General features: G+C 71.5%; 19 protein-coding genes. 11 read left to right on the top strand and 8 right to left on the bottom strand.

Going from position 1 to position 20,777, the window contains the following annotated elements; all coding sequences use genetic code 11:
- Positions 1–35: 35 nt before the first annotated feature.
- Both OHT57_RS22300 and purU read left to right on the top strand, forming a co-directional pair.
- The gene (locus OHT57_RS22300) at positions 36–536 is read left to right on the top strand and encodes an SCO4402 family protein (protein WP_328748245.1); all 501 of its coding nucleotides are present in this window, start codon (positions 36–38) and stop codon (positions 534–536) included.
- 46 nt (positions 537–582) lie between these two features.
- Positions 583–1,464: a formyltetrahydrofolate deformylase gene (purU, locus tag OHT57_RS22295; RefSeq protein WP_328748244.1), complete on the top strand. Its 882-nt coding sequence runs from the start codon at positions 583–585 to the stop codon at positions 1,462–1,464.
- A 122-nt stretch (positions 1,465–1,586) separates the two neighbouring features.
- On the opposite strand, the gene OHT57_RS22290 is transcribed toward purU, so the two are convergent.
- Positions 1,587–2,876, bottom strand: coding sequence for an MDMPI N domain containing protein (locus OHT57_RS22290; RefSeq protein ID WP_443053470.1), 1,290 nt, complete (start codon positions 2,874–2,876; stop codon positions 1,587–1,589).
- Positions 2,873–3,463, bottom strand: coding sequence for a sigma-70 family RNA polymerase sigma factor (locus OHT57_RS22285; RefSeq protein ID WP_328748243.1), 591 nt, complete (start codon positions 3,461–3,463; stop codon positions 2,873–2,875). Before OHT57_RS22285 ends, OHT57_RS22290 begins: the two co-directional genes overlap by 4 nt.
- Before the next feature lie 313 nt (positions 3,464–3,776).
- On the opposite strand from OHT57_RS22285, the gene OHT57_RS22280 reads away from it, so the two are divergent.
- On the top strand, positions 3,777–4,157 hold the full coding sequence (locus OHT57_RS22280; protein WP_328748242.1) for an STAS domain-containing protein: 381 nt from the start codon (positions 3,777–3,779) through the stop codon (positions 4,155–4,157).
- A gap of 521 nt (positions 4,158–4,678) precedes the next feature.
- On the top strand, positions 4,679–5,191 hold the full coding sequence (locus OHT57_RS22275) for an EF-hand domain-containing protein (protein ID WP_328748241.1): 513 nt from the start codon (positions 4,679–4,681) through the stop codon (positions 5,189–5,191).
- On the opposite strand, the gene OHT57_RS22270 is transcribed toward OHT57_RS22275, so the two are convergent.
- Positions 5,170–6,678 carry a class I adenylate-forming enzyme family protein gene (locus OHT57_RS22270; RefSeq protein WP_328748240.1) on the bottom strand — a complete coding sequence of 503 codons (1,509 nt, stop codon included), beginning with the start codon at positions 6,676–6,678 and terminating at the stop codon, positions 5,170–5,172. The two genes, OHT57_RS22275 and OHT57_RS22270, sit on opposite strands and share 22 nt — an antisense overlap.
- Before the next feature lie 138 nt (positions 6,679–6,816).
- Here OHT57_RS22270 and OHT57_RS22265 point away from each other — a divergent pair, with 138 nt between their 5' ends.
- The 3 genes from OHT57_RS22265 to OHT57_RS22255 all read left to right on the top strand — a co-directional run bounded on the left by OHT57_RS22265 (position 6,817) and on the right by OHT57_RS22255 (position 9,785).
- On the top strand, positions 6,817–7,950 hold the full coding sequence (locus OHT57_RS22265) for an acyl-CoA dehydrogenase family protein (RefSeq protein ID WP_328748239.1): 1,134 nt from the start codon (positions 6,817–6,819) through the stop codon (positions 7,948–7,950).
- A 1-nt stretch (position 7,951) separates the two neighbouring features.
- The gene (locus OHT57_RS22260; protein WP_328748238.1) at positions 7,952–8,824 is read left to right on the top strand and encodes an acyl-CoA dehydrogenase family protein; all 873 of its coding nucleotides are present in this window, start codon (positions 7,952–7,954) and stop codon (positions 8,822–8,824) included.
- A 499-nt stretch (positions 8,825–9,323) separates the two neighbouring features.
- Positions 9,324–9,785, top strand: a complete 462-nt coding sequence (locus tag OHT57_RS22255) for an ATP-binding protein (RefSeq protein ID WP_328753283.1) — start codon at positions 9,324–9,326, stop codon at positions 9,783–9,785.
- 315 nt (positions 9,786–10,100) lie between these two features.
- Here the strand turns inward: OHT57_RS22255 and OHT57_RS22250 are convergent, their stop codons facing one another.
- Positions 10,101–11,027, bottom strand: a complete 927-nt coding sequence (locus OHT57_RS22250; protein ID WP_328748237.1) for a cyclase family protein — start codon at positions 11,025–11,027, stop codon at positions 10,101–10,103.
- 85 nt (positions 11,028–11,112) lie between these two features.
- On the opposite strand from OHT57_RS22250, the gene OHT57_RS22245 reads away from it, so the two are divergent.
- From OHT57_RS22245 to OHT57_RS22235, 3 genes are all read left to right on the top strand, one after another.
- Entirely contained in the window at positions 11,113–12,021 is a 909-nt protein-coding gene (locus OHT57_RS22245; RefSeq protein ID WP_328748236.1) for an SDR family oxidoreductase, read from the top strand.
- Positions 12,022–12,242: 221 nt separating this feature from the next.
- Positions 12,243–13,391, top strand: a complete 1,149-nt coding sequence (locus OHT57_RS22240; RefSeq protein ID WP_328748235.1) for an acyl-CoA dehydrogenase family protein — start codon at positions 12,243–12,245, stop codon at positions 13,389–13,391.
- Positions 13,391–14,440 (top strand): Zn-dependent alcohol dehydrogenase, encoded by a 1,050-nt coding sequence (locus OHT57_RS22235; protein WP_328748234.1) that lies wholly within the window; start codon positions 13,391–13,393, stop codon positions 14,438–14,440. The genes OHT57_RS22240 and OHT57_RS22235 overlap by 1 nt, the downstream gene beginning before the upstream one ends.
- Here OHT57_RS22235 and OHT57_RS22230 read toward each other — a convergent pair.
- On the bottom strand, positions 14,437–15,501 hold the full coding sequence (locus OHT57_RS22230; RefSeq protein WP_328748233.1) for a GlxA family transcriptional regulator: 1,065 nt from the start codon (positions 15,499–15,501) through the stop codon (positions 14,437–14,439). The two genes, OHT57_RS22235 and OHT57_RS22230, sit on opposite strands and share 4 nt — an antisense overlap.
- Before the next feature lie 71 nt (positions 15,502–15,572).
- Here OHT57_RS22230 and OHT57_RS22225 point away from each other — a divergent pair, with 71 nt between their 5' ends.
- Complete coding sequence (locus OHT57_RS22225) at positions 15,573–16,877, top strand: MFS transporter (RefSeq protein ID WP_328748232.1); 1,305 nt, start codon at positions 15,573–15,575, stop codon at positions 16,875–16,877.
- A 67-nt stretch (positions 16,878–16,944) separates the two neighbouring features.
- Here OHT57_RS22225 and OHT57_RS22220 read toward each other — a convergent pair whose 3' ends face one another.
- The 3 genes from OHT57_RS22220 to OHT57_RS22210 form a co-directional block, all read right to left on the bottom strand.
- Positions 16,945–17,532 carry a flavin reductase family protein gene (locus OHT57_RS22220; protein WP_328748231.1) on the bottom strand — a complete coding sequence of 196 codons (588 nt, stop codon included), beginning with the start codon at positions 17,530–17,532 and terminating at the stop codon, positions 16,945–16,947.
- Between the two features lie 100 nt (positions 17,533–17,632).
- Positions 17,633–18,454 (bottom strand): enoyl-CoA hydratase/isomerase family protein, encoded by an 822-nt coding sequence (locus OHT57_RS22215; RefSeq protein WP_443053469.1) that lies wholly within the window; start codon positions 18,452–18,454, stop codon positions 17,633–17,635.
- A gap of 25 nt (positions 18,455–18,479) precedes the next feature.
- Complete coding sequence (locus OHT57_RS22210; RefSeq protein ID WP_328748229.1) at positions 18,480–20,705, bottom strand: acetate--CoA ligase family protein; 2,226 nt, start codon at positions 20,703–20,705, stop codon at positions 18,480–18,482.
- Positions 20,706–20,777: the final 72 nt, after the last annotated feature.

Below are 20,777 nucleotides of genomic sequence, written 5' to 3'. Positions count from 1 at the left end.
CCGTGGGGCACATACAGGGGAAGAACGTACGATCGATGACCGTGCAAGGTTCGGAGAACTCTTCCCGTCGCGGCCGTCGCTCCCCCACCATGGGCGGCATGCCACTGAACGACATGCCGTGGTGGCGCTGGCGCAGCAATGTGCGCTCCGCGCTGCACATGCTCTCCGACCCAGGGTTCCAGCAGAGTGTCTGGCTGGCCGGCGCCGAGGGGTACGGGGACGTCACCGACGCCGTGTACCGACTCGTCGAGGACACCTGGCTGGACAGCTGGTCCGCCGAGAAATACGTGGGCACGATCTTCCGGGACTCCCAGGAGGCGGCGCTCGTTGACACCGCCGTCCTGCGCGTGCTGCGGATCATGCACCAGGTCGGGCCCGATGCCCCCGTCTCCGTGTACATGGAGAACCCGGGGTGGCCGGACGCCGTGCGGGCCGCCCGCGACGCACACGTGCGGCTGGCGGTGGCCGACGGGGACGACCCCGATGCGCCCCCGCGCACGCTCCAGCTGCTCCAGATCATGACCCGGTCCGCGTGACGGACGCGGGCCGCGCCCGTTCTGCCGGTATGCGACCCTGTCCTGCATGAACGCGCAGTCCACCCGAGCCGCGGCCCCGGCCGAGAGCTACGTCCTGACCCTGTCCTGCCCCGACAAGCAGGGCATCGTGCACGCCGTGTCGAGCTATCTCTTCATGACCGGCTGCAACATCGAGGACAGCCAGCAGTTCGGCGACCACGACACGGGACTGTTCTTCATGCGCGTCCACTTCTCGGCCCAGTCGCCGGTGACGGTGGACAAGCTGCGGGCGAGCTTCGCGGCGATCGGCGACTCCTTCCACATGGACTGGCAGCTCAACCGGGCCGAGGACCGGATGCGGGTCGTGCTCATGGTCAGCAAGTTCGGGCACTGCCTGAACGACCTGCTGTTCCGGGCCCGTATCGGCGCCCTCCCGGTGGACATCGCCGCCGTGGTCTCCAACCACACCGAGTTCGCCGAACTCGTGGGCTCGTACGACGTTCCCTTCCACCACATTCCGGTGACGCGGGAGAACAAGGGCGAGGCGGAGGCGCGGCTGCTGGAGCTGGTGCGGGAGCAGGACGTCGAACTGGTCGTCCTCGCCCGGTACATGCAGGTGCTCTCCGACGACCTGTGCAAGCAGCTGAGCGGCAGGATCATCAACATCCACCACTCGTTCCTGCCGAGCTTCAAGGGCGCGAAGCCGTATCACCAGGCTCACGCGCGGGGTGTGAAGCTGATCGGCGCGACGGCGCACTACGTGACCGCCGACCTCGACGAGGGGCCGATCATCGAGCAGGAGGTCGAGCGGGTGGCGCATGACGTCACGCCGGACCAACTGGTGGCGATCGGGCGGGACGTGGAGTGCCAGGCACTGGCGCGAGCGGTCAAGTGGCATGCCGAGCGCAGGATTCTGCTCAACGGCCGCCGGACGGTCGTGTTCGCCTAGGAGCCGGGGCCGACTGTCGTAGGGCGGCTGCGGGCCGTCTGTGGCTGATCGCGCAGTTCCCCGCGCCCCTGAAGCACCTTCGGTGCACCCGTGGGCGCGAACGGCCCCCACCGGGCCCGCCCCTACATCCGGCTCAAGCTCGCCGCCGCACGCAGTACGTCCCTGATGGCCTCGCGGTCACCCAGTTGACCCGCCGCAGCTTCCGCAGGAGACACGTGGCCCGCGGCAAGGTGGCAGAACTCGACCCCGTCCAGCGCCACATGGGCGACCTCGTGCGCCGAGGAACCCACCGCCGCGGGGGAGTCGAGGGGGATCAGCCACTCGCCGCCGCCCAGGCCCTCGATCTCCAGCCGCAGACTGCGCCCCGGCTCCCCGACGGGTGCCAGGTGCCGTCCGGGGACAGGTGACGCCAGCCCCTTCTGCCGCCGCTCCGCCAGCACCGCGGGCAACACGCGGGCCGCCAGGTCGATCATGCGGTTGAGGTGGCGCGGGGACGGGGGCTGGTAGGGGTAGTCGACCGCCTCCGCGATGTCCTCCGCGTGGACCCAGCACTCGAAGGCGCGGTCCAGCATCGCGTCGTGGAGGGGGAGTTCGAAGTCGCCGTACGCCACCGCGAGCTTCCCGGCGGTGCCGCCGGTGAAGGACACCGTGCGCACGAGGTCGTGGCTCTGCTCACGCCAGGGGGCCCGGACCGAACGGGTCGGCGGGAAGTGGGACGCCCGCCAGTACGCCTCGGTGCGGCCCGCTGGGGTGGGCACGTCCGCGGGGACCTCGCCCATCGGATCGTCCAGGCCCAGGGCGACCGCGACGAGACCGTCGACGGACAGCAGGTGGGCGATGACCCCGGCGACCGTCGTACGGCGGCTCGTGGCCTCGTCGGCGTCGAACCAGCGCAGCCTGACCGGGGCGTGCCACTCGGCGTCCCCGAAGTCCTGGAGCAGCGCGTCGAGCCGGGCGGTCTCGGCGTCGTACGGCGTGGCCCACCCGGGCAGCGGGATGCGCGGCGGGCGCCGGTCGAGACAGCCGTCGAGGACGCGGGTGCGCAGACCGGGGTCCAGGTCGAGGCTCTCCGGGCGCTGGAGCAGTCCCACGGCCCCGCGCAGCCGCAGCGCCTCGTCGGCACAGGAGCCGCAGTCGCCGAGGTGATCCTCCACGGCGGCCGTCTCCTGCGCGGAGCAGGCGGCCAGCGCCCACGCCCCGAGCAGCGCCTTCAGCACATGGTGCTCCAGAACGAGGGGAGCGGGACGGGGCGGTTCGTCCAGGGCGGGCAGCGGCCGGCCGGTGTCCTCCACGGAGACCCGGGGCAGGGGTATGCGCGGCGGCCGGCTGGGATCGGAGCCGCCCTTGCCTTCGCCGGAGGGCGGTTTCCCGGGTCCTTCGTGGTCGTCGTATCCCTCGGAACGGTCGCTCACGCCGCGCCCCCGTATCCCGGCGGAGCACCAGGCGCTCCGGTGTCGTGGGCGGTGGACAGGAGTTGCAGGCCGAGGCGGAGGCGGCGGCGGGCCTCGTCCTCGGTGACGCCGAGGTCGGCGGCGGTCTGGCGGTAGTCGCGGCGCTGGAAGTAGGCCAGTTCCAGGGCGGCCCGCAGCGGGGTGGGCATGGCCTGGACGATGTAGTCGGCGCGGGCCGCGACCGAGGCGCGGCGCACCTTGTGCTCCAGCTCCTCGGTGTCGGCGACCGCGCCCTCGCCGCCCTCGGTGAGTGCGGCGGTCTCGGTGACGCGCAGCCGCTGCACGGCCAGGCGGTGGGTCAGACCGGCGACCCAGGAGCGCAGCGGGCCCTGCTTGGGGTCGTAGGCCTCGGGGTGCTCCCAGACGTGGATGAAGACGTCCCGGGTGATGCCGTCGGCGGCGCGTTCGTCTTCGAGCACTCGGTGGGCAAGTCCGTGCACGAGTGAAGCGAAACGGTCGTAGAGCTCACCGAGTGCGGCCGCCTCACCGCGTGCGAGTCGCTGCTGCATCTTGCGGTCCCAACGGGGCGGTGCGTCCTTCTTCGCCATGCGGCCCCCTCACCCCTGGAAGTGTCCGAGTCAAGCCTGCGCCCACTGTCTCCTCGAATGTAGTCGGCACCTCCGGCAGCGCACGCCCCTTTGTTCCAATGCGCGCCCCCCGAGGGGCCTCAGGTGGTAGTGGACCTTGTCTACCCGTGCACTCATTGATCAGACCCGATCGAACAGGATCGAAGCCGACTAAAACAAGCCTCTTTTGAACGTTTTCCGTTTCTCGGTCAGAGTTTCAGGGAACGGCCGCTGGGCAGCCGCGCTGCAAGGAAGCGTAGGAAAAGCTTCCGTTTGCTGTCCGCGAGCGAAAGGCATGGTGGTGGCGTTCAACGTGACCGGCGACGAGCAGGGCGACTGGGCCGTACTCAGTGTGTCGGGCGAGCTGGATCTGGTGACCTCGCCGGTGCTCCGCCAGCACGTCCACGACGTGGTGGCCGAGGGGCAGCACAGTCTCGTCCTGGACCTCTCGGAGGTCTACTTCTGCGATTCCAGTGGCGTCGGAGTCCTCATCGCCTCCCGCCGCCTCATCCGCTCCTGCCAGGGCGAACTGCGCCTGATCCTTCCGGAACAGGGCGCCGCCGAGGGCTCCCACGTCAACCGCGTCCTCGGCGCGCTGGGCGTCCGCCGCCTGTTCGAGGTCCACCCGGACCTGGACTCGGCAACCGACGACGAGGCAAAACCCCTGTCCGCCTGAGCCGGGACGCCTGGGCCTGTACGCCGGGCTGGGACGCCTGGGCCTGTACGCCGGGCCGGGACGCCTGGGCCAGTAGGTCGGGCTGGGCCCGTAGACGTCCGTGCGTTGGGCTGGGACGCCTGGGCGGGTACGTCGGACCGGGCGCGTCTGAGCCGGCACGTAGGACCTGGGAGCCTGGGCCAGTACGCCGGACCGGGATGCCGGAGCCCGCACGACTGAGCCCGTACGCCGACCCGGCACGCCGGACCCCGCGCGCCGACCCAGGACCCCGTACGCCGGGCCAGTACGCCGGACCGGGACGCCGGACCCCGCACGCCGGACCCCGCACGCGCGCAGACCCGTAAGCGTGTAAGTCAGTAAGCCCGCACGGTTGTGACCTGGGGCACCCCGACTGCCACGCCGTTGTCCCGGAATTCTCCCGGTCTTGGCACAGGCGCCGTCATCCGGCCCCCGGGGCGCCGCTCGCGTCGTACGCTCCGTGCGAGACGCACCCGATGTGATGTGAGGCGGTCCGAAAAGACATGGTCAGCAGTGAGTACGAGCACAGGATTGCCGACCGGTTCGCCACCTTCGACCAGGACGGCAACGGCTACATCGACCGCGAGGACTTCAACGTGGCGGCCAAGGCGCTGCTCACGGAGTTCGCCACGACGGCACGCTCCGACAAGGGGCAGGCGCTGTACGCCGGCGCGGAGGCGTTCTGGCAGGGCATGGCCGGAATCGCGGACCGGGACGGCGATCAGCGGATCACCCGGGACGAGTTCGTGGGCGGCGCGCTCAAGCGCCTGCGCGACAACCCGGACCGGTTCGCCGAGATCGCCCGCCCCTTCCTGCACGCGGCGATCGACGTCGCCGACCAGGACGGCGACGGACGCGCCACCGTCGAGGACACCGCGCGTGTGCTCACCATCCTGGGCGTGGGCGAGGACATCGCGCAGGCGGCCGCCGCGGCCCTGGACACCGACGGCGACGGCAGGATCGGCGAGGCCGAGATCGTGCCCGCCTTCGCCCGTTACTTCACCGTCCCCGAATAACGCTCCCTGAGCTTGTACTTCAGGACCTTCCGCAGGGCCTCGTTGCGCGGAAGGGCGTCCACCACCTCCAACTGCTCCGGCAGCTTGTGGGTGGACAGACCCTCCGCACGCAGATACGCGGTCATGGCGTCCAGGGTCAACTCCTCGGCGCCCTCGGGCTGTTCCACGACGGCACACACGCGTTCCCCACGTTCGGGGTCCGGCAGCCCGATCACCGCCACGTCCCCGACGGCCGGGTGGGCGGCCAGCAGGTCCTCGATCTCCTTGGCCGAGATGTTCTCGCCCTTGCGGATGATCACGTCCTTGAGCCGGCCGGTGAGCACCAGATGGCCGGTGTCCTTCACGAACCCCAGGTCGCCGGTGCGCAGGAACCCCTCCTCGTCGAAGGCCTCCGCCGTCTGCGCCGGGTCCAGATACCCCTGGCAGACGGCCTCCCCCTTCAGCCGCACCTCGCCGTCCACGATCCGCACGGACATCCCCTCCGGGGGCCGCCCCTCCGTCGTCGCCAGGTTCTCCACGGTGTCGTCCGGCGCCCCCATCGTGATCATCGGGACCTCGGTCATGCCGTACCCGTGGGTCAGCTGCGCTCCCAACTCCCGTACGACGGCGTGGTAGATCTCCGGCGGTTTGGGCGCCCCGCCGCCGGCGAGCAGCCGCAGGGTCGGGATGATCCTGACGCCGGGCTGTTTGCGCTGCTCGGTGAGGAACATCGAGTAGAACGCCGTCGAGCCGCCCGCCACCGTGACCCCGTGCTTGCGGTAGCCCTCCAGCGCGTCCGGCAGCGCGAACTGCTCGAACATCACCGCGGGAAAGCCGTACAGCAGCAGCATCACGGTGTAGTCGGGCCCCGCGATGTGCGCGTACGGGAAGGCCATCGACCCCACGTCGTCCGCGGTGAGCCGCAGCGCGTGCGCGAGGCACGAGCCGCCCGCGATCAGTGAACGGTCCGTGTGGAGAACGCCCTTGGGGTCGGACGTGGTCCCCGAGGTCCAGTAGATCCACCGCACGGAGGTGCCGTCGGCGGGCGGGGCGGGCAGGACGCCCGGGTCGCCGTCCGGGAGGTCGTCGTACGCCTCGAAGACGCCCCTCGCGCCGAGCCGGCGTGCCATCTCGGTGTGGTCGAAGCCGCGCCAGACACCCGGCACGGCGAAGAACTCCGCCTTGGACTCCCTGAGGGCGAAGCCGACTTCGCGGTCCCGGTAGAACGGGATGACCGGCGACTGCACGGCGCCCAGGCGGGCGAGTGCGAAGGAGAGCAGAGCCGTCTCGATCCGGGTGGGCAGCTGCCAGGCGACGACCGTCCCGGGGCGTACGCCCATGCCGTACAGGCCGGCCGCCACCCGCTCGCCGCGCGTGCGCAGTTCGCCGAAGGTGAGGGTGCGGTCGTCCTGGAGGAGGACCGGGCGGTCGGGGGTCAGGTCGGCGCGGCGGGCGAGGAGGTCCCAGAGGGTGCGGGACGCGCTGAGCGTGTGGGCGGTGTCGGTCACGGCGGCCCCCTTGTGGAGCTGACGGGTAGTCAGATCGTGGGCAGAGCGTAGGGCTCGACGCCTTGTCGGTCCAGGGGTGCGGGACCTAGCCTTCGTGCACGAGCGCTGTCTGACGGGTAATCAGATATGGGGGCCGCCGTGGATCTCGCGTACACGCCGGAGGAGGAGGAGTTCCGGGCACGGCTGCGCGAGTGGCTCGCCAAGGCGCTCCCCGGACTGCCGCCGCAGCCGTCCCCGGAGGACTGGCCGGGGCGCAGGGCCTATGACCTCGGCTGGCAGCGCATGCTCTACGACGCCGGGTACGCGCATGTGCACTGGGATGCCTCCCCGACCACCCGGCTGATCTTTCTGGAGGAGACGGAGACCGCGGGCGCGCCCTACGTGGGCGCCGGATTCGTGGGACTGCTCCACGCCGGGCCGACCATCGCCGCCGAGGGCACCGCCGGGCAGCGGGACCGCTGGCTGCCGCCGATCCTGCGCGGCGAGGAGGTCTGGTGCCAGGGATTCAGCGAACCGGAGGCCGGGAGCGACCTCGCGGCGCTGCGCACCCGCGCGCACAGGGACGGCGACGACTACGTGGTGACCGGCTCCAAGATCTGGACCTCGCACGCCGAAGTCGCCGACTGGTGCGAGCTGTTGGTGCGGACGGACCCGAAGGCGCCGAAGCATCGCGGGATCACCTGGCTGGCGATGCCCATGTCCGCGCCGGGGGTCGTGGTCCGCCCTCTCCGCACCCTCGCCGGGTCCGCCGAGTTCGCCGAGGTGTTCCTCGACGAGGTGCGGGTGCCGGTGGCGAACCGGGTGGGCGACGAGAACGACGGCTGGCGCGTGACCATGGTGACGCTGTCCTTCGAGCGCGGTACGGCCTTCGTGGGCGAGGTGGTCGCCTGCCGCCGCGTGCTCGGCGAACTCGCCCGCACGGCACGGGACAACGGGCGCTGGGACGATCCGGTGCTGCGGCGGCGGCTGGGGCGGCTGAACGCCGACTTCCGGGCGCTGTGGCGGCTGACGCAGTGGAACGTGAGCGAGGCGGAGGCGAACGGCGGGGTGCCCGGCGTGGGGGGCTCGGTCTTCAAACTGGGCTACTCGCACGCGCGCCAGGAGCTGTACGACACGGCGGCGGAGGTCCTGGGCCCGGAGTCACTGGATCTCGAACGGCCCTGGGTGCTCGACCGGTTGTCCTCGCTGTCGTACACCATCGCGGCCGGGACCTCGCAGATCCAGCGGAACATCGTGGCCGAACGCATTCTCGGGCTGCCGAAGGGGCGGTGACGTGCGCTTCCAACTGAGCGAAGAGCAGAGGGCGTTGCGGGCCGGCATGCGGGAGCTGCTGGTGCGGCGCTTCGACGGGGACGTGCTGCGCGCCGCCGTGGCGGAACCCCGTCTGGACCGCGCGCTGTGGCGGGAGCTGGGAGCGGCCGGGTTCTTCGCGCTGCGGGTGCCGGAGGCGGACGGCGGGGTCGGACTGGGCCTGCCGGAGACCGTGTTGGCCTTCGAGGAGGCCGGGCGGGCCCTGCTGCCCGGACCGCTGGTGGCGACCCACCTCGCGGCGGGCACCGTGCCGGGCGCGGCCGAGGGGGAGACCGTCGTCACGGACGTCGACGGCGGCGGGCTGGTGGAGTGGCTGGAGGAGGCGGACGTCGTACGCGGCGACGCCGCCGCAGCCGTACCCCTGAAGTCGGTGGATCCGCTGACGCCGCTGCACCGGGTGCCGGGCGCGCACGGGGGCGCGGCCGATCCCGTCGCGGTCCTCCTCACCGCCGCCGAGCAGCTCGGCACCGCCACGCGCGCGTGTGAGCTGGCCGTGCAACACGCCGGGACGCGGGAGCAGTTCGGCCAGCCGATCGGGGCCTTCCAGGCGGTCAAGCACCTGTGCGCGCAGCTGCTGGTGCGGGCGGAGACGGCGCGGGCCGCGGTGTACGCGGCCGCCGTGACGGGAGACCCCATGGACATCGCCGCGGCCCGGCTGCTGGCCGACGAGGCGGCCGAGCGGGGCGCCCGGGACTGTCTTCAGGTGCATGGCGGAATGGGGTTCACCTGGGAGTGCGAGGTGCACCTGCTGCTGAAACGGGCCTGGGTGCGGGCCCGGCGCAGCGGCGGTGGCGCGGAGAGCGAGGAGTCGCTCGCCGCCGGTCTGCTGGCCTGAGGCGCCCGCGCCCGGAGCCGATGTCGCGGATTGTGGCATACCGGAATCACGGAGCGTTGATATCGGGTTGTGTCCTATGTGTGACTCGTCACGTCCTGGAGTCGGCGGCCTGCTCCGGTACCTTGTGTGAGATGCGAGTGGTTCGGAGCATGAGCCATGCCGGTGTTGCCGATGGGGCGGCCCCGGACCCGGCGATGCGCGCCGCAGATCGCAGGGTGGGAAGGCCTTCGTCCGCCGCCTGTTCGACTCCCCGTGATGAGCGTCGCACAGTATCCCGCACGGGTACTCCTTCGCGCTGGAATATGCCCGAAGCGCTTGTTGGCGTGACTGTACGTCAACCATGCTGTCCTGTAAGGGATTCACGTTGTGTAGTCCCGGCCCTGGTCGTTGTCGGTCGTTGTTCTCGGTCATGCAAAAAATGGCTACGATCGTGGCCCTCGTGAGGCGCGAGGCCATGTGCCCGCCGGTTCGGATGGTGTGAGCGGTGCAGGTGCTTCAAGTGCAGCTGGAGATCCGGCCCGACCCCGCGGAGGTGGGGCGAGCCCGGCGGTGGGCCCGCTCGCGACTCGCCCTGTCCGGGATAGGGGTCGACGAACCACTCGCCGAGAACCTGATCCTCCTCGTGTCCGAACTGGTCACCAACGCCGTGGTGCACACCGGCCGGCCGGCCGTCCTGCGGCTGTCCCTGCCGGACATGGCGGCCGAGGCGGCCACCGTCCGCCTGGAGGTGGCCGACCACAGCGGCCGGGCCCCGGTGCCGCGGTGTGTGGACGGCGACGCGACCGGCGGCCGCGGCCTCGCCCTCGTCGACGGACTCGCCGACCGCTGGGGCTGGAGCCGTGAGGGCGGCGGCAAGAGCATCTGGTGCGAACTGGACCGCTGTACGCAGTCGCAGAGCGCCACGGAGGCCTACGACATCGACGCCTCGGCCTACGAGGGGCTGGCCTTCGAAGCGGTGTGACCGGCGCACGGTCGCAGAAACCACCGCCCGCCTCGCCCCGCGACGGCTCGGTGCGCCGGGGGATGCACCCGTGCGCGGCCGGGACGAGCAGGCCGCGGCCAACAAATCGCCGTCAGGGTGTTGACGCACCGTGTTCGACTGATCACGCTGAAGTGGGCGATCCGCCGTGAGGGGACGCCGAGGGCTTCGGTGACGGAAGTCCTCGACGGGCGCGGATCGTGAGCGGTGTCGATGTCCCCTGGGCAGAGGGGAGTCGATGACGGCGGCGCGCGATGCCGGGCTCGGGGCGGGTCCGCGCGCCGCCGACCGACCTCCTCACAAAACGGCCACCGGGGCCACCGGCGCTCCGGTGCCGCCGACGAACGGCTCCGGCATCGCCGACAGCAGAAACGCGTAGCGGTTTTCTTGTCCACAGGCTGTGGACAACTTTTCCAGATTCCAGTTCTGGCCCTGGAGCATCCCCATCTCCACCAGGTCCAGCGCGTGCACCGGTAGCCACAGGTCCTCGATCTCCGGCGGGAAGATCTCGAACGTGAGCGTGTCGTTCGCGACCGCAGCGACATCGCGCGCGTGGAACCACTCCGGGGTGCGGACCGACAGGCCCGGCGACGGATAGGCGTACGCCTCCTTGTTCCCCGCGAGATACACCTGGATCTGCCCGGTCCGTACGAGCACGATGTCGCCGGCACGCACACGCGTGCCCGCGAGTTCCTCGGCGGCGTCCAGATCCTCGGGGGTCACGGCGTGCCCGCCCTCCAGCCGGTCCACGCCCCGCGCCCGCGCCACGTCCAGGAGCACTCCGCGCGATACGACGTGCCCCGCCTTGTCGATACCGCCGAACTCGGCGCCGCCGTGCGGGGTGATGGTGCCGGCCGGACGCCCGTTGTAGAGCATGCCCGAGTGCGAGACATGGGTGAGCGCGTCCCAGTGGGTGGCCGCCTGGAGCCCCATGGTCACGGCGTCGTCGCTGCACGCCACCGTGCCCGGGCCGAAGATCTCCTGGTTGATCTGCACCATGGCATGCAGGGGGTTGACCCGGCCCGGCATCATCCCGGTCTGCACGCCGTCCTGCTGCAGCGGGAGCGCGAGAGGGATGCGGCGACCTGTACGGACGGTCGCGGCGGCCTCGCGGACGACCTCGTCGGTGATCAGGTTCAGCGTGCCGATCTCGTCGTCGGAACCCCAACGCCCCCAGTTGTTCACGCGCTTGGCGATGTCGTGGAACGCGGCCGGAAGTGACATCGGGCCCTCCCCGGGGCTTGTGTCCGCACATCTGACGGGTCATAAAATCTAACGGTCCGTCAGAAACCGCGGGAAGGGGCCGGACGTGGGGAACTTCTTGGCAGGCAGGGTCGTCGCCGTGACGGGCGCGGGACGGGGCATCGGGCGGGCCGTCGCGCTGGCCGCCGCGGGCGAGGGGGCGCGGGTCGTCGTCAACGACTACGGGGTCGCCATGGACGGGGCGTCGCCCGCGAGCGAGGTCGCCTCGGGTGTGGTGAAGGAGATCGAGGCGGCCGGGGGCGAGGCCGTCGCCGTGGCCGACGACATCTCGACGATGGCGGGCGGTCAGCGGGTCGTCGACACCGCGCTGTCCTCGTACGGGCGGCTCGACGGTGTCGTGTGCGTCGCCGGGATCCTCCGCGAGCGGATGTTGTTCAACATGTCCGAGGAGGAATGGGATCCGGTCCTCGCCACCCATCTGAAGGGGACCTTCACGGTGTTCCGGGCGGCATCCGCCGTGATGCGGAAACAACGGGCCGGGACGTTGATCGGGTTCACCAGCGGGAACCATCAGGGGTCGGTTTCGCAGGCGAACTACAGCGCGGCGAAAGGCGGGATCATCTCGCTGGTCCGCAGTGCGGCGCTCGGGCTGCACAAGTACGGGGTGACCGCCAACGCGGTGGCGCCCGTCGCCCGTACGCGGATGTCGGCCAACGTGCCGATGGAGCTCTCCGAGATCGGGGAGCCCGAGGACGTGGCCGCGATGGTGGTCTACCTGCTGTCGGAGCGGGCTCGGGAGGTCACCGGGCAGGTGTACACGGTCGCGGGGCCGAAGATCGCGGTGTGGGCCCAGCCCCGGGAACTGCGCGCCGCGTACGCCTCCGGCGGATGGACGCCGGAGACGATCGCGGAGTCCCTGCCGGGGAGCATCGGCGTCGATCCGATGCCGATGCTGGAGCGGCTGGTGGAGATGGAGAGGGCGGCACGGGACGGGGCGCGGCCCAATGCGGGATAGCTCGGGGGGTGCGCATGGTTGGCGGCTGCGGGTCGGTGGTGGCTGGTCGCGCGGTTCCTCGCGCCCCTGGGTGGGGTGGGTGGGCGGTGTGGGGAGGGGCCCGGTGTGCGGGTGCTCGGGGGGTGCGCATGGTCGGCGGGTGCGGGTCAGTGGTGGCTGGTCGCGCCGTTCCCCGCGTCCCTGGGTGGGTGTCGTGAGCGGCGTGGGGAGAGGAGGTCACTGTGGAGTTCGGGTTCACGGTTGAGGACGAGGCGTTTCGGGCGGAGGCGCGGGAATGGCTCGCCGGGCATGCCGACGGCTCCCAGGACCGTCGTACCTGGGAACGCACCCTCGGCAAGTCCGGTTGGATCGGGCTCGGTTGGGCCGAATCCGGGTACGGCAACCGGACCGCCGGCCTCACCCAGCAGGTCGCCTGGGCCGAGGAGTACGCGCGGTCCGGGGCGCCGCCGCGGTCCGGGCACATCGGGGAGAAACTGCTCGCGCCCACGCTCCTCGCCCATGGCACCGACGAGCAGAAGGCGCGCTTCCTTCCCCCCGTCGCCGCCGGGGAGGAACTGTGGTGCCAGGGGTACAGCGAACCCGGGGCCGGATCCGACCTCGCCGGGGTGCGGACCAGGGCCACGCGCGGCGAGGACGGGACGTACCGGATCAGCGGTCAGAAGATCTGGACGTCCCTCGCCCATGAAGCGGACTGGTGCTTCGTGCTCGCCCGGACCGAGCCGGAGTCCCGTCGGCATCACGGACTGTCGTTCCTCCTCGTTCCCATGGACCAGCCGGGACGCGTCGAGGTGCGGCCCATCCGCCAGTTGACCGGGACCAGCGAGTTCAACGAGGTCTTCTTCGACGGGGCTCACGCGCGCGCGGAGCATGTCGTCGGGGGCGAGGGACAGGGCTGGCGGGTGGCCATGAGCCTGCTGGGGTTCGAGCGCGGAGTATCCACGCTCGCCCAACAGGTCGGTTTCGCGCAGGAGTTGACGCAGGTCGTCCGGGCCGCCGTACGCACCGACGCGGTCGCGGATCCCGTCGTGCGCGCTCAACTCGTCCGGCAATGGGCCGAGTTGCGGACCATGCGGTGGAACGCCCTGCGCACGCTCGGCGGTTCGGGTGACGCCGGAGCCTCCAACGTGGCCAAGCTGCTGTGGGCGGGGTGGCATCAACGGCTCGGCGAGCTGGCGATGCTCGTGCGGGGCGCGGAGGCGGCGGCCGGACCCGACTGGTCCCCTTCCGCGCCGTACGAACTCGACGCCCTGCAACAGCTGTTCCTGTTCTCACGGGCCGACACCATCTACGGCGGTTCGGACCAGATCCAGCGCACCATCATCGCCGAGCGGGTGCTCGGTCTGCCCAGGGAACCCAAGGGGGTCGTCTGATGCGCGGCGTGCTGTTCGACGGGAGGCAGATCCAGGTCGTCGACGATCTGGAGGTGCGGGACCCGGGACCCGGGGAGGTGCAGGTCGCCATCTCCGCGGCCGGGCTGTGTCACAGCGACCTGTCCGTGGTGGACGGGACCATACCTTTTCCGGTTCCGGTGGTGCTGGGACATGAGGGCGCGGGCGTGGTCGAGGCGGTGGGGGAGGGGGTCACACATGTCGGGCCCGGTGACCATGTGGCGCTGTCCACGCTCGCCAACTGCGGTGCCTGCGCCGACTGCGACCGAGGGCGGCCGACCATGTGCCGCAAGGCCATCGGGCGGCCCCAGAAGCCCTTCTCACGGCGCGGGGAGCGGGTGTTCCAGTTCGCGTGCAACTCCGCCTTCGCGGAACGGACGGTGGTGAAGGCCGTCCAGGCTGTCCGGATCCCGAAGGACATCCCGCTGACGTCCGCCGCGCTCATCGGGTGCGGGGTGCTGACCGGGGTGGGGGCCGTGCTCAACCGGGCCCGGGTGGACCGCGGGGAGAGCGTGCTGGTGATCGGGACCGGGGGGATCGGGCTCAACGTCATCCAGGGCGCGCGGATCGCGGGCGCCTCGCGGATCGTGGCGGTGGACGCCAATCCGGCGAAGGAAGCGATGGCCCGGCAGTTCGGGGCGACCGACTTCCTGACCTCGGTGGAGGGGGTGCGGGAACTGCTGCCGCGCGGGGCGGACCACGCCTTCGAGTGCGTCGGCCGGGTCGAACTCGTGCGTGCCGCCGTCGACTTGCTCGACCGGCACGGCCAGGCGGTGCTGCTGGGAGTTCCGGCGGCGGGCGCGGAGGCGTCCTTCGTCGTGTCGTCGATGTTCCTCGACAAGGCCATCCTCGGCTGCCGTTACGGGTCCTCACGGCCGCAGCGGGACATCCCGCTGTACGCGGACCTCTACCGGCAGGGCCGGCTGCTCCTCGACGAACTCGTCACGGAGACCTACCCCGTCGAGGACTTCGAGAAGGCGGTGGCCGACGCGGAGGCAGGACGGGTGGCCCGGGGGGTGCTCACCTTCTAGGGCGCCGGTGCGGGAGCTTGCGCGTACGGGGTGCCGGCGTCCCCAGCGACGTATCCGCCCCCGGCGCGGAAGGTACGGCGGTACGCGGTCGGGGTGACCCCGAGGGCCGCCTGCAGATGCTGGCGCATCGACTGGGCGGTGCCGAAGCCCGCGTCGTGGGCGACCTGGTCGACGGAGAGGCCGGTGGACTCCAGCAGGTGCCGGGCGCGCTCCACCCGCTGCTGGGTGAGCCACTGGCCGGGGCTGACGCCGACCTCCTCGCGGAAACGGCGTGTGAAGGTGCGCACCGACATCGCCTCCTGCTCGGCCATGTCCCGCAGTTGGATCGGCTCGTGGAGGCGGCCCAGTGCCCAGGCGCGGGCCGAGGTCGTGGTCGACTGCTGCGGGTCGGGCACGGGCCGGTGGATGTACTGCGCCTGCCCGCCGTCGCGGTGCGGCGGTACGACGGTGCGGCGGGCCACGTCGTTGGCGACCGCCGTGCCGTGATCGCGGCGCACCATGTGCAGGCACAGGTCGATCCCGGCGGCGACGCCCGCGGAGGTCAGGACGTCCCCGTCGTCGATGAACAGGACGTCCGGGTCGACCCTGATCTGCGGGAAGAGCTGCTGGAAACGGTCGGCGTCGGCCCAGTGCGTGGTGGCGGGGCGGCCGTCGAGAAGGCCCGCGGCGGCCAGGACGTAGACGCCGGTGCAGATCGAGGCGAGCCGGGTGCCGGGGCGGATGTGGGCGAGGGCGGCGGCCAGGTCGTCGGTCAGCACGCCCTGCTCGAAGACCGGGCCGAGTTCGTACGACGCCGGGACGATCACGGTGTCGGCGGTGGCCAGGATCTCCGGGCCGTTCTCGACCTGGATGGCGAAGTCGGCGTCGGTCCGCACCGGGCCCGGCGGGCGGATCGAGCAGGTGACGACGTCGTACAGAAAGCGCCCCTCGGCGTCCCTGGGGCGGCCGAAGATCCGGTGCGGGATGCCCAGCTCGAAGGGGAGGACACCGTCCATGGCGAGGACGACGACGCGGTGCGGGCGGAAGTCCTGGGCGCCGGGGGCATGACGGTCACTGCTCATGGCCCGATTCTAACGAATGCTGTCCTTCGGGCCAATGGATCCGGGATGGCACAGGGCGGAAGCTTTATGTCGTGACCCAGACAACCGCAGCCGCCGGCAGGACGGCCCCGCCGGAAAAGCCGCCGACCCGTATCCACCGGGCATGGTTCGTGGCCGCCGTCACCTTCGTGACGATCATCGGCGCAGCCGCCTTCCGCTCCCTGCCGGGTCTCCTCATCGACCCCCTGCACGAGGACTTCGGCTGGTCGCGCGCCACCATCGGCGCGGCCGTCTCCGTCAACCTCGCGCTGTACGGCCTGACCGCGCCCTTCGCGGCGGCCCTGATGGACCGCTTCGGCATCCGGCGAGTCGTCGCCATCGCGCTGACCCTGATCGCGGTCGGCTCGGGCCTGACCGTGTGGATGACGGCCGCCTGGCAGCTGATGCTGTACTGGGGCCTGCTGGTCGGCATGGGCAGCGGCTCGATGGCACTGGCGTTCGCCGCGACCGTCACCAACCGCTGGTTCACCGAGCGGCGCGGCCTGGTCACCGGCATCCTGACCGCAGCCTCCGCCTCCGGCCAGCTGATCTTCCTGCCGATGCTGTCCTGGATGGTGGAGAAGCACGACTGGCGCCCGGCCGCGATCACCGTCGCCCTCGCCGCCCTCGCGGTCGTCCCCTTCGTCTGGCTGCTGCTGCGCGACCACCCGGCCGACGTGGGCCTGCGGCCGTACGGCGCCAAGGAGTTCGTACCGAAACCGGAGCCCGTGCAGGGCGCCGCGCGCCGGACGGTGACGGTCCTGACCCGGGCCGCCCGCACCGGCACCTTCTGGCTGCTCGCCGGCACCTTCGCGATCTGCGGCGCCTCCACCAACGGCCTGGTCCAGACCCACTTCGTGCCCGCCGCCCACGACCACGGCATGCCCGTCACGTCCGCCGCCTCGCTGCTCGCGGTCATCGGCGTCTTCGATGTCGTCGGCACGGTGGCCTCCGGCTGGTTCACCGACCGCTTCGAACCGCGCCGCCTGCTCGCCGTGTACTACGCCCTGCGCGGTGTCTCGCTCCTCTTCCTCCCCATGCTGCTGGCCCCGTCGATCCACCCGCCGATGCTCTTCTTCATCGTCTTCTACGGCCTCGACTGGGTCGCCACCGTCCCGCCGACCATCGCCCTGTGCCGCGAGCAGTACGGCGACGACAGCGCGATCGTCTTCGGCTGGGTCCTCGCCTCCCACCAGGTCGGCGCCGCCCTCATCGCCTTCCTCGGCGGCGCTGCACGGGACGCGTTCGGGTCGTACGACATGGTCTGGTACGCGTCGGGAGCGCTGTGCGCGGTGGCGGCGCTGATGGCACTGGTGATCCGGCGCGGGCCGACGGTTCCCGTGCTCGCGGTGGCCTAGAGACCGGGACGGCCACAGACTCGGAGGCCGGGAGGTCCGGAACGTCGGTGCTCCGGAGCGCGGTCCCTCAGATGAACCGCCCCTGGTGGAACAGCAAAGGCCGCTCGCCCTCGCCCGTCCCCAGCGCGTCCACCCGGCCCACGATGATGAGGTGGTCCCCGCCGGTGTGCACCGCGTGGATCGTGCAGTCGATCCACGCGAGCGTGCCCGCGAGGCGGGGGGAGCCGGAGACCGGGGCCGGGTCGTGCGTCACGCCCGCGAACTTGTCGGCGCCGCGCACCGCGAAGCCCCTGCACAACTCGCCCTGGCCCGCGCTCAGCACGTTCACGCAGAAGACGCCCGCCTGGGCGATACGCGGCCAGGTCGTCGACGTACGGCCGACCATGAAGGCGACGAGGGGCGGGTCGAGGGAGAGAGAGGAGAAGGACTGGCAGGCGAAGCCGGCGGGGCCCTCGCTGTTCGCCCCGGGTGCCGTCACCACGGTCACGCCGGACGCGAAACTCCCCAGCACACGCCGGAACTCGGCCGGGTCGACCGGCGCCCGCTCGTCCTCACGGACACACCTCAGCTCCGGGCGGGGCAACGCCTCGACGGCGAGGGCCTTTCCGGACCGGAGGTAGCGGACGGCCGCCTCCGCCATTCCTGCTTGTCCCATCACCTTTCCATTGAAGCTGACGGTGCGTCAGATGGAAAGGGGTGGGGCGGCGGCGGTCGAGTTCCCCGCCGGGCCGGCTCTTCGTGGAACCCGACGTGCCTCAACAACCCCTGAACTGCGGGCTCCTGCGTTCCACGAAGCTCGCCACGCCCTCCTTCGCGTCCGCCGTCGTCATGTTGATCTCCTGAGCGGTGGCCTCCGCGCCGAAGGCGGTGGTGCGGTCGCTGTCGAGGGAGGCGTTGACGAGCTGTTTCGTCAGGGCGAGGGCGCGGGTCGGGCCGGTGGCGAGCCGGGCCGCCCACTCTCGGGCCGTCTTGTCCAGCTCCCCGTCCGGGACGACCCGGTTGACCAGGCCCAGGCGTTCGGCGTCCGGGGCAGTGAGCGCGTCGCCGAAGAACATCAGTTCCTTGGCGCGCTGCGGGCCGAGCAGACGGGTCAGGAGGTAGGCACCGCCACCGTCGGGTACCAGGCCCCGGCGTACGAACACCTCGATGAACCGCGCCGACTCGGCGGCCAGGACGAGGTCGCAGGCGAAGGCGAGATGCGCGCCGATGCCCGCCGCGGTGCCGTTCACCGCCGCGATCACCGGCTTCTCGCAGTCGAGGACGGCGGCGATCAGACGCTGGGCGCCGAGCCGGATCATGCGGGCGACGTCCCCGGCGACCGGTTCCGCGACGGCGGACGTCCCGCGCAGGTCCGCGCCCGCACAGAACCCGCGGCCCGTACCGGTGAGGACCACCGCCCTCACGTCCCGGTCCGCGGAGGCCTCGCCGAGCAGCCGGATGATGCGTTCCCGCTGGTCGGGGGTGATGGCGTTGAGGGCTTCGGGGCGGTTGAGGGTGATGCGGCAGACCTGGTTGTCAGTGGCGTGCTGTACCAATGAATCAGCGGAAATTCCGGGCACACGGGGGGAATCGGGCATGTCCATCACATCGTCGCCTTTCATGTCAGCGGCACACCACCAACGCGTCCAGTGCCACCGCCCCCTGCCCCCGGGGCAGCACCACCAGGGGGTTGATGTCGAGCTCCGCCACCTCGTCCCCGAGCTCCAGCACCATGCGCTGCACCCGCAGGACGACCTCCACGAGGGCGTCGAGATCCGCGGGGGGCCGCCCCCGGACCCCGTCCAGCAGTGGCCGTCCGCGCAGGTCCTCCAGCATGTCCCGGGCCTGCTCCTCCCCGAAGGGCGGCACGCGTACGGCGGTGTCGCGCAGCACCTCGACCAGCACCCCGCCGAGCCCGACCGTCACCGTCGGCCCGAACAGCTCGTCGTGTGCGGCCCCGACGACCATCTCGACGCCCCGCTCGACCATCTGGCAGACCAGGACACCGTCCAGCGGGACGTCCTCGTAGCGGGCGATGTCGGTCAACTCCCGGTAGGCGTCCCGGACCTGGCTGGCCGAGGTCAGGCCGATCTTCACCAGGCCGAGCTCGGTCTTGTGGGCGATGCGGGCCCCGGACGCCTTCATGACGACCGGGTAGCCCACCAGGCCCGCCGCGCGTACGGCCGCCGCCGCGCTGGTCACCAACTGCTCGCGCGGCACCCGGATCCCGTACGCCCGCAGGAGTTGCTTCGCCGCGTGCTCGCTCAGCTGCTGGCCCGGGCGCATCAGTGCCTGCGCCTTGCGGAAGGAGGGCGAGGGGGTGCGCGGGGCCTCGTCGAAGGGGGAGCGGTAGCCGGTGACGAAGCGGTGGTGGGCGAGGTAGGCGCGGACCGCGGTGATGCAGTTGCCGACGGTGCGGAAGGTGGCCACCCGGGAGGAGCCCAGCAGGACCTCGCGGTAGGCCGGTTCGGTGCCGACGGGCGATCCCCACACCACGCACACCAGTTTGTCGGTCTGCTCGGCCGCGTCCACCAGGTCCTGCACGAGCCGGTCGCTCAAGGGCGGAAAGGGTCCCGTGACCGGGCAGATCAGCACTCCGACGGCAGGGTCGGCGAGGATCGCGTCGATGATCTTCCGGCCGCGCCAGTCGCCGACCGGGTGTCCGCCGTTGTCGACGGGGTTGGCCACGCTCAGGAACTCCGGTATCCACTGGTGCAGTTCGGCCTGCTTGGCCTCGGACAGCGGCGGCAGCTTCAGCCCCGCCTCCGTCGCCAGGTCGGCGAAGTGCGCGCCGGTGCCGCCCGAGATCGAGTAGACGACGACCCCTTCGGCGAGCGGTGGTTTCGCGCGGGCCAACAGGGTGGCGGTGTCCTGGAGTTCGTCGAGGCCGTCGACGCGGATGACGCCGTACTGCCGCATCGCCGCGTCCACCACCGCGTCGGCGCCGGTCAGCTTCCCGGTGTGGGAGGCGGCGGTACGGGCGCCGGTCTCGGTGCGGCCCACCTTGACCGCGACCACCGGCGTCCCGCGCCGGGCCGCCCGGTCGGCGGCGAGCAGGAAGGAGCGCCCGTCCTTGAGGCCCTCGACGTAGCAGGCGATGGCGCCGACCTCGGGCCGTTCGGCGAAGTAGGAGAGGAAGTCGGCGGTTTCCAGGTCGGCCTCGTTGCCGGTGGGTGCCCAGTGGGTGAGGCGGATGCCGAGTTCCTGGAGGGCGAAGACGGGGCGGCCCTGGTGGCCGGACTGGGTGATGAGGGCGATGCCGGGACCGTCGAGATCCTCGCGGAACGACGAGAAGGCGTTGAGGTTGGTGTTGGGGCCCAGCAGGCGCATCCCGGACTCCGCCACCGCGGCGGCGAGACGCTCCTGGGCGGCCGCGCCCTCCTCGCCGGTCTCGGCGAAGCCGGAGGCGAAGGCGACCGCGAACTTCACCTTGGCCTCGGCCAGTTGCTCGATCACCGGGAGGGGATCGGCGACCAGCAGGACCGCGAGGTCGACCTGCTCGGGCAGATCGGACACGGCGGCCACGCAAGGGATGCCGAAGACCGCCGGGCGGGTCGGGTGCACCGGGTGCAGCCGGGCGCCGACCCGGCCCGCCCAGTCGATCAACTGCCGGGTGACGCCGGTGTTCGGGCGGCCCTCGGTGTCCGAGGCGCCGATCACCGCGACCGACTCCGGCCGGAAGAAGCGGTCCAGATCGGGTACGTCCGCATACAACGGCCGCCCGCTGACGTCGAGATCGTCGACGTCGGCCGGCCTGCCGTGGACGGCGGGCCCGGGTTGCTCGCCGCACGCGATGACCCGGGCCCGGCGGGAGTCGGTGGTGAGGGTGCCGTGGGTTGATCCAAGCATCGGTCCGCCCGCTCCTGTGTGACAGCTCCATTAACTGACGCTCTGTCAGATTACAGAACTGACGGGATGTCA

The organism is Streptomyces sp. NBC_00285 (genome assembly GCF_036174265.1).
Classification (GTDB): Bacteria; Actinomycetota; Actinomycetes; order Streptomycetales; family Streptomycetaceae; genus Streptomyces.
This window is presented reverse-complemented; position numbering and strand designations above follow the sequence as displayed.